9 protein-coding genes, 2 tRNA genes, 1 pseudogene and 1 other annotated feature (1 of these 13 only partly in view) are annotated in these 15,526 nt (G+C 44.1%); of the genes and pseudogenes, 1 reads left to right on the top strand and 11 read right to left on the bottom strand.

All coding sequences use genetic code 11. The annotated features are described in order from the left end of the window. Nucleotides 1–161, bottom strand: a binding site (T-box leader) (it extends 102 nt beyond the left edge of the window). 15 nt (nt 162–176) lie between these two features. The 10 genes from DXA18_RS11925 to DXA18_RS11880 form a co-directional block, all read right to left on the bottom strand. Next, nucleotides 177–1,718, bottom strand: a complete 1,542-nt coding sequence (locus DXA18_RS11925; protein WP_243007119.1) for a sensor histidine kinase — start codon at nt 1,716–1,718, stop codon at nt 177–179. Beyond that, nucleotides 1,690–2,403: a response regulator transcription factor gene (locus DXA18_RS11920; protein WP_118384080.1), complete on the bottom strand. Its 714-nt coding sequence runs from the start codon at nt 2,401–2,403 to the stop codon at nt 1,690–1,692. Before DXA18_RS11920 ends, DXA18_RS11925 begins: the two co-directional genes overlap by 29 nt. Nucleotides 2,404–2,519: 116 nt before the next feature. Beyond that, nucleotides 2,520–3,542: a GNAT family N-acetyltransferase gene (locus DXA18_RS11915; protein WP_118384079.1), complete on the bottom strand. Its 1,023-nt coding sequence runs from the start codon at nt 3,540–3,542 to the stop codon at nt 2,520–2,522. Then, nucleotides 3,543–4,094 carry a 2-C-methyl-D-erythritol 2,4-cyclodiphosphate synthase gene (ispF, locus tag DXA18_RS11910; protein ID WP_118384078.1) on the bottom strand — a complete coding sequence of 184 codons (552 nt, stop codon included), beginning with the start codon at nt 4,092–4,094 and terminating at the stop codon, nt 3,543–3,545. Nucleotides 4,095–4,258: 164 nt separating this feature from the next. Next, nucleotides 4,259–4,332 (bottom strand) — tRNA-Met (locus tag DXA18_RS11905). A 49-nt stretch (nt 4,333–4,381) separates the two neighbouring features. Continuing rightward, nucleotides 4,382–4,454 (bottom strand) — tRNA-Val (locus DXA18_RS11900). 125 nt (nt 4,455–4,579) lie between these two features. Then, a complete protein-coding gene (locus tag DXA18_RS11895) occupies nt 4,580–5,761 on the bottom strand; it encodes an acetate/propionate family kinase (RefSeq protein WP_118384077.1) in 1,182 nt (393 codons plus the stop codon). Nucleotides 5,762–5,903: 142 nt separating this feature from the next. Then, nucleotides 5,904–7,238, bottom strand: a complete 1,335-nt coding sequence (gene gdhA / locus DXA18_RS11890) for an NADP-specific glutamate dehydrogenase (RefSeq protein WP_118384076.1) — start codon at nt 7,236–7,238, stop codon at nt 5,904–5,906. Between the two features lie 293 nt (nt 7,239–7,531). Then, nucleotides 7,532–11,344, bottom strand: coding sequence for a phosphoribosylformylglycinamidine synthase (locus DXA18_RS11885; protein WP_118384075.1), 3,813 nt, complete (start codon nt 11,342–11,344; stop codon nt 7,532–7,534). Between the two features lie 140 nt (nt 11,345–11,484). Further along, a complete protein-coding gene (locus DXA18_RS11880; protein ID WP_118384074.1) occupies nt 11,485–12,186 on the bottom strand; it encodes a TIGR01906 family membrane protein in 702 nt (233 codons plus the stop codon). A gap of 78 nt (nt 12,187–12,264) precedes the next feature. Here DXA18_RS11880 and DXA18_RS11875 point away from each other — a divergent pair. After that, a pseudogene (locus DXA18_RS11875) lies at nt 12,265–13,160 on the top strand (LysR family transcriptional regulator). Here DXA18_RS11875 and DXA18_RS11870 read toward each other — a convergent pair. Next, on the bottom strand, nt 13,127–15,520 hold the full coding sequence (locus DXA18_RS11870; protein ID WP_118384109.1) for an ATP-dependent DNA helicase: 2,394 nt from the start codon (nt 15,518–15,520) through the stop codon (nt 13,127–13,129). The pseudogene DXA18_RS11875 and the gene DXA18_RS11870 overlap by 34 nt on opposite strands. Nucleotides 15,521–15,526: the final 6 nt, after the last annotated feature.

Below are 15,526 nucleotides of genomic sequence, written 5' to 3'. Positions count from 1 at the left end.
CGTCTTACGTGCCCGGCTAATAATTGTCCCACAGACAATGGTTCACCAGACCAACTCCCGAATGCACTTCAGAAATACTTCCCTCAGGACTGCTTACAGCCGGTGACAATCCCTCTCTGCCAGTTCCGCCATTTCTTACTCTCTTCGTTCTGCGTCTTTCTCATATAGATTATATCTTATGCGAATTCCGGCGAATTGTCAACATTTTTAACCGCTTTAAGTGGAAATCTGACTTCCACTTTAAACATATCTCCTTCTATCGTCAAATGGAAGGTTCCCTGCTGTAATTCGGTAAAGCTTCTGGCAATCGCAAGTCCAAGTCCGGAGCCTTCTGTATTGCGGGATACATCCCCCCGCACAAAACGCTCCGTCAGATCTTCTGCCTTTACCGTTATCTCTGCCGCAGACACATTGAGAAGCTGAATCACAGCTTCATTGTCTTCCCGGCATACCTTCGTATATACTCTGGTTCCGTGCATGGCATATTTGGAAATATTCACCAGCAGATTTTCAAAGATGCGGTACGTCTTCTGACTGTCCAGTTCACAGATCAGCTTTTCCTCCGGCCAGGTACACCGAAAGCTCAGTTCTGCTTCTTCAAATCTGCTGTCCAACTCCAGCTTTACCTGTTTAAACAGATTTACCACGTCCACATCCATCTTGTTGAGAATTACCGTCTGGCTGGTTGCTTTACTGATCTCGAACAGATCCTCGATCAGCACCTTCAGGCGCAGAGATTTCTTTTCCAGTATCTGGATATACTCTTTCCGCTTCTCCTCATCCTTTTCCAGTTTCAGAAGATCCACATAAGTAATAATCGCGGTCAGCGGAGTCTTGAGATCATGCGACATATTCGTGATCAGTTCCGTCTTCATCTTCTGGCTTTTCACCTCTTTGTCTACCGCTTTCTGGTAACCATCCTGAATTTTCTCCAGTTCTTTCTTAAATGGATTAAACACACCCAGATCATCGGTCACTTCTACATTCAGGTTACCTTCTGCCATCTGATTGGTCGCATTTAACAGCAATGCATATTTATCCTTCAGATCGTTAAAATACTTACGCAAAATGAAGAATAATATGATTGAATAAATCACAACTGCTACGATTCCATAGAACCACAATACGGTAATTACCGTCAGAATCAGCGCATTGATCAGCACGATTTTCAATATTGTTTTATTATTCCGGTCGGTGAAATCAATATTATCAAAGGAACAATATACTTTCTCTATCCCTTTTTGTGCTTTTTTTATTGCCTTACTGCACCATCCCGGAATCTGTTTCCCATAGCGCACCAGAAGCACCCGTTCTTTCACATAAGCCGAAACTCCCATCACATAAACCTGACGTACACAGCCAGAACACCAGTAAGCGGCTGCGATAACAGCCATGCCCCACAGCATTTTTCCAGTTCCATCCTCCCGCATCATCAGCCATGGAAGTCCTCCGAACACGCCGGTTCCCACAGCAATGGATCCAACAAGGATTACCAATTCAAGAGGCGCATAAAATATTTTTTCATTGCCCGTCTCAAAAAATCGGAACATCGGAAATATCCACGCAGCCACTGCCATTACTACCATTTCTGCCGCCACATCGTTTGCCGCCTCTGACGTAGTCATATACATGTTATCGAGATTAACACTGAGGCAAAGTACAAAAAGCACCCATATTACCACAAATAATTTATGCCTGTTTTTCAATTTTGTATCCAACTCCCCACACCACCTTCAAATATTTAGGCTCTCTTGGATTGATCTCAATCTTCTCCCGGATATTGCGGACATGAACCATGATTGTATCCGTATTGATCGCTCTTTCATTCCAGACACGCTCATAGATCTCATCTGCCGAAAACACTCTTCCCGGATTCTTCATCAACAGCAGCAGAATCTTATACTCGATGGGAGTCATTTTCACCGATTCGCCATCCACCGTTACTTCCACGGTGTCCTCATTAAGTTCCAGACCTCCTACCGTATACACATGCTCCTGCTGTTCTTTTGCACCGAGTCGTTCCATAAATCTGCTGTACCTGCGGAGCTGGGAGTTCACCCTGGCGAGCAGTTCCATTGGGGTAAATGGCTTCGTCACATAGTCATCGGCTCCCATGTTCAGTCCCAGGATCTTATCTACTTCTTCTGACTTGGCAGAAAGAAAGATAACCGGAAAGTCATATTTTTCCCGCAGCTTTGCCGTCATGGTGATTCCATCCATCCTCGGCATCATGATATCTACGATCGCCAGATGAATCTCTTCCTGGTCAATCACTTCCAGTCCTTCCACGCCGTCCGTCGCCTGATATACCTGATAACCCTGGCTTTTCAGATAAATCTCAATTCCTTCCCGTATTTCCTTGTCATCCTCCACAATCAATACATGATTATATATTCCACTCATTCCAATTCAGCCTCCTGTTTCATCTACGCCTTTAGTATAGGGATTCATTCTTAAAAGAAGCGTTCGGAATTTCCAAAGATTTTCTAAAGAATATTTCCGCACGCTTCTGTTTTCTGCTACACCTCTTCGTCCAGACGAATCTTAGACAATGGTATAATCTTCTTCATTTCTTCCTTCATCCGATCCGACATGGAGACTCCTTCTTCCAGACATATTTCTTTTACTGTCTTTACTCCAAACAATAATTCACCCAGCGCTTCCACCGTCACTGTACCCTCGCTGTTCTCTTCTTTACCGTCCATCAGCATTACGCCAGAATGTTCCGTACCGGTCACTACCACCGTACGGTTATTCTCTTCAATGATCGGATCCGTAATCTGAAAGCACACCGCGGTAAGTTCACGCAGACTCACGGACGACAGCATCCGTTTAGCATCCGTAATACGGATCATAATCTTCGGTGCTTCTTCCTCTTCCTGCTCCGGCACATACGGACAGTTTCCCACTAGATGTCCATTCAGATAATACAGCATCAGCTTTGCATCCTCACTGGCATATTCTTTCATCAGCCGCTCGTAATACATTTCGCTTTTCAGCGTATATACCTGATATCCTTCTGCTTCCAACGCTGCATTTTCCGCATTCACAAGCATCGGAATATCCTGATTTGCCACCGGACGCACCTGACAGGTGATGCCATTTTCCAGCTGTACTTCTCCTCGTTCTCCAATTGGACAATACTCCAACTGTTGCTCATACACTGTACGAAATCCATACGGCGTATAGATTGCTTCTGCCGCTGGCATCAGATAGGTAAAACTCTCACCTTCCCGATACATATCCTTCAACGCCGTCTCTAGCAGTGCTTTCATAAAGCCACGTCCCCGATATGACTCTCTGGTCGCAACCGCCACGATATAATTTGCCTTCTTTTTCATGCCATTTACATTCAGTTCATACGGATTCAGATGCAGCATTGCCTGGATTCCTCCATCCTCTTCTGCCACATAAATCTGATTATCTTTCGTTTTCTCGGTATAATAATAATCTACGAAGCGCTTACTGTCCTCACTGAACACTTCTTCATACAACGGTCTAGTAAGTCCATGCTCTGTCTGCTCCAAATGTCTAACTTTCATCTATTTTGCTCCTTTCGGGCATCCGCCACATCCCTGGCATCCGCTTTCTGCACCAGTATCTACCGCATAGCTGTAATCTCGGATGCTTTCCAGTGCTGCAATCGCCTGGGAGGATATCCCTTCCCCAGTTCCGGTGAAACCGAGCCCTTCTTCGGTTGTTGCCTTAATATTGATCTGGTCTACTTCAATTCCAAGTGCTTCTGCAATATTTTTCCGCATTGCCTCAATATGCGGTGCCATCTTTGGTCGCTGCGCAATGATCGTAGCATCAATATTGCCGATTACGTAGAGATGCTCTTCCAGAAGCCCTCTTACATGCTGTAACAGCTTCACGCTGGAGATTCCTTTATATGCCGGGTCTGTATCCGGGAAATGCTTCCCGATATCCCCCAGTGCCGCTGCTCCAAGCAGCGCATCCATAATCGCATGGATCAGCACATCGGCATCTGAATGACCAAGAAGTCCCTTTTCATACGGTATCTTCTCACCGCCAAGGATCAGGTCTCTTCCTTCTACTAATTTATGGACATCATATCCCATACCTATTCTCATATATATCATCCTCCCTGGATATTTTTCGTAGTTTCTGTCTGCTGTATACGCAGGCAGGGTTCTCCTAAAGGATAGCATATGTATTCTGCTTTTTCAAAAAAAGTTTTCTACACGGAGGCTTATTGCACAAAAAAAGAAGCTCACATTCGCGAACTTCTTTTCAGTAGCGGGAACTGGATTTGAACCAGCGACACCACGGGTATGAACCGTGTGCTCTAGCCAACTGAGCTATCCCGCCATACTCTATATTCAGTTCTTATCGAACTGCTCACAGCTTGTTGCTGTAATGGGACCTACAGGGCTCGAACCTGTGACCCTCTGCTTGTAAGGCAGATGCTCTCCCAGCTGAGCTAAGATCCCTTTCGTTCAGCAGGTTAAGTTGTTTCCCTCAACCTGCTTCGCTATTATACAATTATTTTAAGGCAAATGTCAACACCTTTTTTGAAATTTTTTTTAAAAAATATTTTTATATACTTTTCACGCAATTATAAGGCATATGTTTTCCGTGCCACGCCCAGTTCTTCATTAGCCGGAATCACTTCTATTGTCACCGGAGAATCATCTTTAGAAATACATGCCGCCTCGTTACCGATCGCCTGATTCTTCTCTTCATCAATCCAGATCCCCATGTGTGCAAGCTTGCCACACACCTTAGATCGGATAGTTGCATTATGCTCGCCGATACCTGCTGTAAACACCAGGTGATCCAGTCCGCCAAGCTCTGCATAGTACATGCCAATATAACGCACAATATCGTTACAGAATATATCAACAGCAAGCTTTGCCCTCTCATTGCCTTCTGCCGCAGCCTCTTCTACCAGACGCAGATCGTTGCTCACACCGGAGATACCCTGCAGTCCTCCGTTCTTGGTTAATCCGTATAATACATCATCCAGATCCATGCCTTCTTTCTGTAAGAATGGAATAATAAATGGATCAATGTCTCCGCAACGGTTAGAATTATTGATTCCTACCTGCAGCGAGATTCCAAAGCTGGTGTCTACGCTCCTGCCATCATCAATCGCACACAAAGAACAGCTTCCACCTAAATGACAGGAAATGGTTTTTCCTGTAGATCCGTATTTTTCTGCCACTGTATCAGAGATATATTCATGGGATGCCCCGTGATAGCCGAGTCTGCGGATACCGTATTTCTCATACCACTCATAAGGAATACCATACATATAACGTTCTGCCGGAATGGTTCTATGAAATGCCGTCTCAAACACGCCAACAAGCTTCGCATCCGGTGTCAGCTTCTGAAACTGACGGATTGCACTCAGATAAGGTGTATTATGTGCCGGAGCAATCACCATATAATCCTCCATGCCCTGCAGCACGTCTGGCGTAAGCTCATGCACTCCATAATGATCCTTCGACAGCACCGTCTTAAATCCTACTCTCTCCAACTCGTCCAGAGAATTTAATACTCTGTGCTCCGGATCCAACAGACAGTCCAGGAACTTCTGAATACCGTCTGTATATGTAGGAATGCACTGCTTTTCTAACTTCACCGCATATTCTTCCGCGTCCTGATAATGAAAGATTGCATTATCTTCACTTCCCACACGTTCAATCTTGCCTGTTGCAAGCACACGCTCTTCCGGCATATCAAATAATTTAAACTTCAGCGAGGTACTTCCCGCATTACATACTAATACCTTCATAAAAGCCTCCTTTTACTCATTCATGCATCCTAAAATCTTGAATTAACTATAGCATAAAATGAAAAAGGATGCCACAACACATTATATGTTATGGCATCCCATCATTCTATATCAGATTACAATCTGTGATTCTAAATCGAAATTAGCAGATTCCCTGAGCCAGCATTGCATTTGCTACTTTCTCAAATCCGGCAATGTTAGCACCTACTACGTAGTTGCCCTTGTGTCCGTATCTCTCAGCAGCATCTACCATGTTGTGGCAGATATTTACCATGATTCCCTGAAGCTTAGCATCTACTTCTTCGAATGTCCAGCTCAAGCGCTCGCTGTTCTGAGACATTTCCAGTGCAGATGTTGCAACACCGCCGGCATTAGCTGCTTTACCAGGTGCGAAAATAACTCCGTTCTCCTGCAGGTACTCTGTAGCTTCCATTGTAGTAGGCATATTAGCACCTTCTGCAACCATCTTGCATCCGTTAGCAACAAGCTGTTTAGCATCTTCAATGTGAAGTTCGTTCTGTGTAGCACATGGAAGTGCGACATCACACTTAACAGACCATACGCCACGTCCTTCATGATATTCTGAATTCGGACGGTAATTCTTATATTCTGTCAGTCTTGCACGTTTTACTTCTTTGATCTCTTTCAGTGCTGCCACATCAATTCCGTCCGGATCATATACCCAACCTGTAGAATCACTACATGTAACAACCTTAGCACCAAGCTGCTGTGCTTTTTCAATAGCGTATGTAGCTACATTACCAGCACCAGATACAACAACCGTCTTGCCTGCAATATCATCACCATTAACTTTCAGAAGTTCTTCTGTCAGATACAGAAGTCCATATCCTGTAGCTTCTGTTCTTGCAAGTGAACCACCGTATGTAAGTCCTTTTCCTGTCAAAACTCCTTCGTATACGTTACGGATTCTCTTGTACTGTCCGAACATATATCCGATCTCTCTTGCACCTGTTCCGATATCTCCTGCAGGTACGTCTGTATCAGCTCCAATATGCTTGCAAAGCTCTGTCATGAAGCTCTGGCAGAATGCCATAATCTCTCTGTCAGATTTGCCCTTAGGATCGAAATCTGAACCACCTTTACCTCCGCCGATCGGAAGTCCTGTCAGGGAGTTCTTGAAAATCTGCTCGAATCCAAGGAACTTGATAATACCGATGTTTACTGATGGATGAAGTCTGATTCCTCCCTTGTATGGGCCAATTGCACTGTTAAACTGTACACGGAATCCCTTGTTGACCTGAACCTGTCCGTTATCATCTACCCAAGGTACACGGAACAGAATCTGTCTCTCTGGCTCAACAAGTCTTTCGAGAAGAGCCTCTTTACGATATTTCTCTTCGTTAGCATCAACGATTGGCTTCAGTGACTCCAACACTTCTTTTACTGCCTGATGGAACTCTGGCTGTGCCGGGTTCTTTTCAATAACTTTTGCAATAACCTCATCAACGTATGACATTCTTTTGTCCTCCTAATTGCATATATTTTTCTCATATCATATTATATTACGAACCATCAAAAAACAAGAGGTTTTTTTGCTGTTTTTTGTTTTTTTTGCAATCCAATCTCCGTTTTCCTGCAAAAAAGACAAAAATAATCAATTCTTTTGTCCCTATTTTATACTATTTATTCTCGCATACCATCTATAAACTATAAATGCTTTATTTTCGAATCTGCCACATTTTTTGCATCAACGCACAGACAGCCCTCCGGGATATACTTCCCAGAGGGCTGCCACACATTTCAATCAACTTATTTAAAATACTCTACACCTGATTCAAATACTTTCATATCCTGCTCACCATAGATATTAATTGCTACAGAACGTCCTCGTCTCTCGGAATGCGCCATCTTACCAAGCACTCTTCCGTCCGGGCTTGTGATTCCCTCGATCGCGCAGTAAGATCCATTAACATTCCACTCTTCATCCATAGTAATATTACCCTCTGGGTCACAATACTGGGTTGCTACCTGTCCATTTGCAAAGAGTTTGGCAAGCCATTCTTTGTTAGCGACAAAACGTCCCTCTCCATGAGATGCAGGATTGGTATATACTCCGCCAAGCTCTGCTTTCTGAAGCCATGGAGATTTATTTGTAACCACTTTGGTATATATCATCTTGGAAATATGGCGTCCAATCGTATTGTATGTCAGTGTCGGTGCATTCTCATCCTGTCCTACGATATCTCCGTTTGGTACAAGACCAAGCTTGATCAGTGCCTGGAATCCATTACAGATACCAAGTGCCAGACCATCTCTCTCATTCAAAAGCTTCTGCACTGCCTCTTTCAGTTTTGCGTTCTGGAATGCAGTTGCAAAGAATTTGGCTGATCCATCTGGCTCATCACCTGCACTGAATCCGCCCGGGAACATGATGATCTGCGACTGACTGATTGCTTTTTCAAATACTTCTACCGAATCACGGATATCTGACGCATCCATATTGCGGAATACCTTGGTGATCACCTTTGCTCCGGCGCGCTCAAATGCCTTGGCACTGTCATATTCGCAGTTGGTTCCAGGGAATACCGGGATGAATACTGTCGGCTGTGCGATCTTATGCTCGCATACATATACCTTAGATGCACGGAACAGCCCATCTTCTCCAAGTTTGCCATCAGAAGACTTCTCTTCTCCCACTTCCGGAACTGCACTTCCTGTCTCTTCTCCGGATACGGTCTTAAATACTCTTTCCAGAGTCTCTTTCCATGCGTCTACTGCTTCTTTCATTGTGATTATGGTATTACCATATACAAAGTTCGGCTCTGCAGTCACTTCACCGATCTCAACATATTCAAATCCAAGTTCATCAATCTTATCAGCTTCCACCTCAGCCACGATATCTGTAAATGCCGGTGCAAATAACTGACCTGCCGGAATCTCGTCAGACAGCTTCACACCCATGCTATTACCAAATGCCATCTTGCTAACTGCCGGAACTACACCGTGACGATCCAATACATATGCAGATAATACCTTACCTGTATGCACTCCCTCCGAGAACTTCTCGTAAACTGCCATCAGTTTCTCATAATCCGGAAGATCATACTCTGCCTTTGGAGTCTTGATCCAGATCAGCTTGCTTCCCGCTTTCTTAAGTTCCGGAGTAATAATATCTTTTTCTTTTGCCACATCTACTGCAAATGATACCAGTGTCGGCGGTACATCAATATCCTCAAATGTACCTGACATACTGTCTTTACCTCCGATAGACGGAAGTCCAAATCCAAGCTGTGCATCATATGCGCCAAGCAGTGCTGCAAACGGCTGGCTCCATCTGTGCGGGTCTTCTGTCATACGACGGAAGTACTCCTGGAAAGTAAAACGAATCTTCTTATAATCTCCACCTGCTGCCACAATCTTAGCTACAGACTCTGTCACTGCATAGATTGCACCATGGAACGGGCTCCAGCTCGACAGATATGGATCAAATCCATAGCTCATCATCGTTACAGTATCACAGTCGCCCTTCAGTACTGGAAGCTTCGCGACCATTGCCTGTGTCTCTGTCAGCTGATATTTGCCGCCATGAGGCATGAATACAGAACCAGAACCAATGGAACCGTCGAACATCTCTACCAGACCCTTCTGTGAGCATACGTTCAGGTCTTTTAATGTCTCCAGCCATTTCTCCTTTACATCTGTCACTTCCACTTCATCTGTGAGAATTGTATCTGCACGGTTCGGAATATCTACTGCTACCATAGTCTCCTGATGTGCTCCGTTGGTATCCAGAAATGCACGGGACAGATTCACGATATCCTTGCCTCTCCAATTAAGCACCAGTCTTGGATCTTCTGTTACAACCGCCACCTTAGTAGCTTCCAGATTCTCTTCGCTGGCATATCCCATAAATTCATCTACATCTTTTGGATCTACGACAACTGCCATACGCTCCTGAGATTCGGAAATTGCAATCTCAGTACCATCAAGTCCTGCGTATTTCTTAGGCACCTTGTCCAGATCAATCTGCAGACCATCTGCAAGTTCACCGATTGCTACAGACACGCCACCTGCTCCAAAGTCATTACATTTTTTAATCAGACTGCTGACTTCTTCTCTACGGAACAGTCTCTGAATCTTACGCTCTGTAGGTGCATTACCTTTCTGTACCTCAGCACCGCAGGTCTCGATAGACTCTTCTGTGTGTACCTTAGAAGAACCGGTAGCTCCACCACAGCCGTCACGCCCGGTACGTCCACCAAGAAGAATGATGATATCTCCCGGATCTGAAGTCTCACGGATAACCGCACGTCTCGGTGCTGCTCCCATAACTGCTCCGATTTCCATACGTTTAGCCACATAATTCGGATGATAAATCTCTTTTACTGCTCCGGTTGCCAGTCCGATCTGGTTACCGTATGAGCTATATCCATGAGCTGCTTCACGTACCAGTTTCTTCTGCGGAAGCTTACCCTTAATCGTCTCTTTTACAGATACTGTCGGATCCGCTGCACCAGTCACACGCATAGCCTGATATACATAGGTACGTCCTGACAACGGATCACGGATTGCACCTCCCAGACAGGTAGCAGCACCACCAAATGGCTCGATCTCTGTCGGATGGTTGTGCGTCTCATTCTTGAAATTCACCAGCCACTCTTCTTCTACACCATCAACAGTTACAGGTACTACAATACTGCAGGCATTGATCTCGTCAGACTCTTCCTGATCCTGTAACTTTCCTTCTTTTTTCAACTTTCTCATTGCCATCAGTGCAAGATCCATCAGGCAGACAAACTTATCTTCTCTTCCCTTAAAGATCTCACTGTGATCAGCAAGATACTGCTTATATGCACCTTCAATCGGCTCTCTGTAATCACCATCACCAAAAGTTACATCCTTCAATTCTGTAGAGAATGTTGTATGACGACAGTGATCTGACCAGTATGTATCCAGTACCCGGATCTCTGTCATCGTCGGATCTCTGTGCTCTTCTCCTGCAAAATAATTCTGAATATGGCAGAAGTCACGGAATGTCATTGCAAGTCCCAGTGAATCATATAATGCTTTCAGATGTTCTTCATCCATCGTCTGGAATCCATCAAATACCTTTACATCCTCCGGCTCATCAAACTTTGTGATCAACGTCTCCGGCTTCTCTTCTTCTGCTTCTCTGGAATCTACCGGATTAATGCAGTGATTCTTGATTGCCTCTAACTCTTCTGCTGAAATACAGTTATCGCCTTTTCCATGAATAATATAAGTCGTAGCTGTACGGATAACCGGCTTCTCATCCTCCTTAATAAACTGCACACACTGCTCTGCCGAATCAGCTCTCTGGTCAAACTGTCCCGGAAGGAACTCTACAGAAAACACACTGTCTCCCTGCATGACCGGAACACTCTCTTTCCATAAAATATCTACCGGCATCTCAGCAAAAATACCTCTGCATGCCTTCTCAAACGTCTCATCAGACAGGTTCTCTACGTCATAGCGAATCAGGACTCTTACACTTTCTACATCCTTAATTCCAAGATAGCCCTTAATCTCATGTAACAGACCCTTTGCCTGAACTGCGTATTCTCCCTTTTTTTCAACAAACACCCGTTTTACATTACTCATAAAACTTCCTCCATATGGTTCTTCTCTACTAAATGTTGCTGTAAGGCCGGACGCCTTCTTATCTATGTCTTATCATACCACGCCTGATGTTATTAATGAAATTAATATAACTTAACTCTTTTATAAGTCTATCTAATCACTTAATTTTTCTTTTTATGTTTCTCCATGAAGATGCAAACTGCAGATACAACCCCTAATACTGCCAGACTTCCTACAAAAAATCCTCCGATCCGGAATACGAAATCATAAAAGAATCCCTCCGGAAGCATACGGATCATATAGTCTGTCGCCGGGTCAAACATCCATTGATCATTATCAAAAAATATCTCATGAAAAATGCGAAAATATTTATCAAAATCTGAAGCAAACAGTCCTCCTAACACTATTGTTATCACACCAGTAATGCCAAGTGTCACAAAATACGCCCTTGGAAGCAGCTTTATCATATCTGCTTTCCGTGCCGCCAGCAGTATCAAGATCAGCAGTACTGCCACCAGCATAATATTACGTATCTTAAGTCCTCCAAGAAACAGATTCTTTACTTCTCCCATATGAAACCTGTCCTGTTCATTGAAGAAATCCTGTGTTTCACCATCTACATCTGTAATTACCGAAAGTTCTGCCTTATTTCCGATCAGATATGCCATCATCTGGTCTGTCACATCCATAATGTTATCCATCGTCATATTCAGACTGTCTGCCACCTGATACTTCTTATATTCTCTTTCATAGAATCTGTACTGACTATCACCATAGATTGCCACTTGAAAACTGGTCAGCAAAAGTACACCTATCAGTAAAAACATCATAATCACTGCAGAAATCTTCTGTGTTTGCTTCATTTTATTTCTCCTTGTCTATTCTTTATTGTCATTCCATCCTTTTTCCCTTATAATATTTCCTAATGGGAGGAATTTGCAATGGATATTAATTATGAATTATATAAAGTATTTTACTATGTAGCAACTACTTTAAGCTTTCAGAAGCTTCTAAAAAGCTCTACATATCTCAATCGGCAGTCAGCCAGTCTATTAAAGCGCTGGAAGGAAAATTGTCTCAGACTCTCTTCATCCGCAGCACTAAGAAGGTACGCCTGACTCCGGAAGGCGAGATTCTGCTCCGTCACATCGAACCGGCGATCAGCTTGATCCGCCGTGGCGAATCACAGCTTCTGGAATCCATCACTACCGGTGGACAGATCCGAATTGCTGCCAGTGACACAATATGTCGGTATTTTCTGGTGCCATATATTGAACGGTTTCATCAGGCATTCCCGAATCTGCATATCAAGGTTATCAATGCAACTTCTATCCGCTGTGTCGATATCCTGAAAAACGGGCAGGCAGATTTTATCGTCGTGAATTATCCAAATGCTTACCTGAACAATCTCTGGTCTATCAAACGAATCAAACAGTTCCGGGATGTATTTGTAGCTAACCAATCTTTCTCGCAGTTAAAAGATCGAAAGCTTTCACTTGCAGAGCTCTCTGAGTATCCGCTTCTGATGCTGGACAAGCAAAGCACCACAAGCGAATTTCTGCACAGTCTCTTTCAGCAGCACCAGCTGGAACTGGTTCCGGAAGCAGAACTCAGCAGTAATGACCTGCTGATCGACCTTGCACGTATCGGATTAGGCGTTGCCTTTGTTCCTGACTACTGTGTACCTGAGGATTCCGACGAACTCTTTATTGTAGAAACCAGAGAATCCCTGCCACAGAGAGAACTTGCTGTTGTCTACAACGATAAGCTTCCGGTATCTCCGGCTGTGACAGAGTTCTTAACTTACTTTAATGAACTGCCGGACCAGAAACTTTGAATCTGATCTCTCACATTATGAATATTGCAATACCGGATACCTTTCCACTCTCGTGGAAAGGTATTTCTATATCTGGCTTCCCGAAAACGTTCATCCAGCAAAAGAATCACTCCTCTGTCTTCTTCCGTTCGGATTACTCTTCCTGCCGATTGCTGTACTTTGTTCATTCCAGGATATACATAAGCATAATCAAAACCATTCTGACCTCTGGCGTCAAAATAATTCTTCAAGAGTTCCCGCTCCAGGCAGACCTGTGGAAGTCCTGTTCCCACGATCACCGCTCCGATCAGACGCTCTTTTGCAAGATCAATCCCTTCCGAGAAAACTCCGCCCATAACACAGAATCCCATCAGACTTCCCTCACGTTCCTCTTCAAACCCTTCCAGAAAAATTTCCCGTGCTTCTTCCGACATATAAGGTGCCTGTACCAGACACTCAATCTGTCCGACATTATACTCTTCTCTTCCTTCTGATGCGCTCTGTTTCCTGTCTGCTAATTCTACAAAAGCGTCATATACCTGTTCCAAAAAATGATAAGATGGAAAGAAAGACATGTAATTGCCTTCTTTGGCAGATGCCATCTCATAGAGATATTCTGCATACCGTCGGTACATCGTCTCGCCTCGCATGGTATATCTGGTACTCACATCCGTTCCCAGCAATAATCTGCTCTGGCTTTCTTCAAATACCGTTTCCGCATACACTGCATAATCATCCTTCTCTGTGCTGAGCAGTTCTTTATAATACTGTATCGGCAGTAATGTAGCCGAAAACAATATCGTACTATTCCCTTTCTCAATATATTCTTTGAGATTCACCGCAGGATTCACACAAAACAAGCGGAGGAAAAACTCTCCATCCTTTGCAAGTTCTGCATAGATCAGATAATTTTCATCCAGCTTCTCATACACCGTAATAAACATACGTACTTCAAAATATAACTTCAGTACATCCTCGCGCTCTGCAAACTGCTTATAATCCTCCAGGAACCGTTCCATCTCCGCCATCAGTGATAACAGCTTCAGATAAACATGCATGACACTGTCAAGCACTGTCACACCATCACAGTTTCTCTTTAGTTCCAACAGTTGTCGATTGCACTCTTCCAAGCGCTTTGTCAGTCTCATATCAATATGCTTTACCTGTCGCTTCACCCGTAAGATTTCTTCTTTGCACAGACTGGCACTGTACATTTCTCTGCCGCGTTCTACAAGATTATGCGCCTCATCGATCAAAAACAGATATTCTCCTTTTACGCCCTCTCCAAAAAAACGCTTCAGATGAGCGTTAGGATCAAACACATAATTATAATCACAGATTACGGCATCCATCCAGATTGCAGTATCAAGCCCCAGTTCAAATGGACATACCTGCCATTTCTTCGCCTGTTCTTCCAACACGCTTCTAGTGACTGCATCCTGTCCTGTGATCAATTCATAAACTGCATCATTCACTCGGTCAAAATGTCCCTTTGCATAAGAACAGTACTCAGGATTGCACTCCGCTTTATCGCAAAAACAGATCTTCTCTTTTGCAGTCAGCGTAATCACTTTATACTTCAATCCCTGTTCTTTCAGAGTATTAAATGCACCTGCGGCTGCCGTTCTGGTAATCGTCTTTGCTGTCAGATAAAAGATCTTTTCTCCAAGCCCTTCACCCACTGCCTTCACCGCAGGAAACACGGTTGCCAGAGTCTTCCCCGTACCTGTAGGTGCCTGAATAAATAATTTCTTCTTTCGCAGGATCGTCCGATATACTGACGATACCAGTTCTCGCTGTCCCTTTCGGTAATCATAAGGAAACTCCACCTGCTTCACAGATGCATTGCGTTCTTCCCGCCATTCAATCTGGAATCTTGCCCACTTCTCATACCGATGCATCAGATCCATAAACCATTCTTCCAGCTCGTCTGCCTTATATGACTCACGGAACCTGCGAATATCCTCTGTCTCCATATTACAGTAAGTCATCTGCACATCAATCTCAGCCAATTCCTTTTCTCTTGCATAAATACAGGCATAACACTTCGCCTGTGCCAGATGTACCGGAACCGGTTCTTCCATCCGCTCCAGATCCTTGAACACACCTTTAATCTCATCGATACATATCCGTTCTTCCTCAATAATTCCATCTGCCCGACCTTCTACCTGTATGTCGAATGTATCAAATTCCACCACCCGGCGTAGCGTAACCTCCGGATGATAAGAGGCTCCCATCCGTTTCTGAATCTTGCGGTGAAGCTTTGCTCCCATCTGCATAGCATCCTTGTCCTGAGCTGCTATTCGATTGTCAATGTCTCCGCTCCTAAGGATGAATTCCACCAGATTACGGACTGAGATCTTTACTTTTTGTCTGTCCATAACTTC

Source organism: Dorea sp. AM58-8 (assembly GCF_003464045.1).
Classification (GTDB): domain Bacteria; phylum Bacillota; class Clostridia; order Lachnospirales; family Lachnospiraceae; genus Claveliimonas; species Claveliimonas ammoniilytica.
Note: the sequence above shows the minus strand (reverse complement) of the source record. Positions and strands in the feature narration are given on the sequence as shown.